1 protein-coding gene and 2 pseudogenes are annotated in these 1,175 nt (G+C 66.6%); all 3 read right to left on the minus strand.

What is annotated here, in order from left to right; all coding sequences use genetic code 11:
- Positions 1-270 (minus strand): annotated as a pseudogene (locus tag AC1DU6_RS32040) (succinylglutamate desuccinylase); the annotation flags it as partial.
- A gap of 2 nt (positions 271-272) precedes the next feature.
- The gene (locus AC1DU6_RS32045; protein WP_477862239.1) at positions 273-959 is read right to left on the minus strand and encodes an ABC transporter permease; all 687 of its coding nucleotides are present in this window, start codon (positions 957-959) and stop codon (positions 273-275) included.
- Positions 956-1,175, minus strand: a pseudogene (locus AC1DU6_RS32050) (arginine ABC transporter permease ArtQ); the annotation flags it as partial. The pseudogene AC1DU6_RS32050 and the gene AC1DU6_RS32045, both read right to left, overlap by 4 nt.

The following is a 1,175-nucleotide window of genomic DNA, read 5'->3' on the forward strand; positions in this document are numbered from 1 at the left end:
GCCCAGATGGGCATGCAGCATGAACTGGCTCAGGCCGATGGGGTTGGCCATGGGGACGAGGACGATCTCGCCGCTGATCTGGCCGGCAGCCTCCAGCGCGTCAAGCTGCAGGCGCAGGTGGTGGGCGACCAGCATGCCAGGCAGCTCGTCGCCGTGCAGCGAAGCCTGGATGTAGGCCTTTTGTCCGCCGGGCTGGCCGTAATGCAGCGAGACCAGCTCGCGCTGCGTGCCCGGGGCAGGGGAGAGCAAGGGATGGCGTTGGATATTCATGGCTAGCGGGACATCATCGGCTTGAGCCAGCGGTTCTCGGCCCAGCGGAACAGACCGACCAGGCACAGCGTCAGCACGAAATAGAAGGCGCCGGCCGTGATGAAGGCCTCGAAGGGAAGGTAGTACTTGGCATAGACCTGTTGGGCCGCGCCGGTCACGTCCAGCAGTGTCACCGTGCTGGCCAGCGAGGTGCCGTGCAGCATGAAGATGGCCTCGTTGCCATAGGYCGGCAGCGCGCGGCGCAGCGCGGCGGGCAGCACCACGCGGCGCAGCATCAGCCCGCGCCCCATGCCCAGCGCCTTGGCGGCCTCGATCTCGCCGGCGGGCAGCGCGCGAATGCTGCCGGCAATGATCTCGGTCGTGTAGGCGGCCGTGTTCAGCGTGAAGGTCAGCCAGGCGCAGAAGGTGGCCGACGACAGCCAGGGCCAGGCCCAGCTGTCTCGCACGGCCTCGAACTGCGCTGCGCCGTAGTAGATGAGGAAGAGCTGCACCAGCATCGGCGTGCCGCGGAAGACATAGGTGTAGAGCCAGACCAGCCGGGACGGCGAGCCAAGGAACACGGTCCGCACGACCGCCAGCGGCACGGCCAGCAGCAGGCCACCTGCCAATGACAGCAGCAGCAACTGCAGCGAGGTGACGAGGCCGCTGAGATAGAGCGGAAAGTTCTCGGCGACGGYGTCGAAGTTCATAACTTGCCCGCCTTGGTGCCGATGGCCAGGCGCCGCTGTGCCCAGGCGAAGACGAGTTCCGACACGCTGGTGAACACGAGATAGATGAGGGCCACGGCCAGGAAGAAGGTGAAGGGCTCACGCGTCGTGCCCGCGGCCTGCTTGCCGCGCGTCATCAGGTCGGACAGGCCGATGATGGAGACGATGGCCGTGCTCTTGATCAGCACCAGCCAGTTG

The organism is Roseateles sp. P5_B10 (genome assembly GCF_056400485.1).